This is a genomic window from Microbacterium sp. GbtcB4, assembly GCF_019091465.1.
GTDB classification, from domain to species: domain Bacteria; phylum Actinomycetota; class Actinomycetes; order Actinomycetales; family Microbacteriaceae; genus Microbacterium; species Microbacterium paraoxydans.
On record NZ_JAGXJJ010000635.1, the window covers coordinates 1 to 234 of the forward strand.

The 234-nt window shown below is 75.6% G+C and carries 1 protein-coding gene; it reads left to right on the plus strand.

Annotation, left to right across the window (positions count from 1 at the left end):
• Positions 1-45: 45 nt before the first annotated feature.
• On the plus strand, positions 46-234 hold a 189-nt coding region (locus tag KVS71_RS19080), incomplete at its 3' end, for a hypothetical protein (RefSeq protein WP_217585313.1).

Here is a 234-nt window from a genome sequence, read left to right on the forward strand (position 1 = left end):
ACGCAGCTCCCGCACCAGGACCCCACACCCTAGATCCGCGAACGCGTGGCCGACCTCCCCAGGCGGATGGCGGTGGAGGTGCAGGTCGGGCAGAAGCCCCAGCCCCACGCCCGCGACGACATCCACGACCACCACCCCCGGCGGCACGCGGGATCGAACCTGCACGCCCCGGACGAGCGTCCGCGGCGGGCCGCCGCCCTGGTCGCCCAGACCCGGCTCGGCATCCCGCTGCTC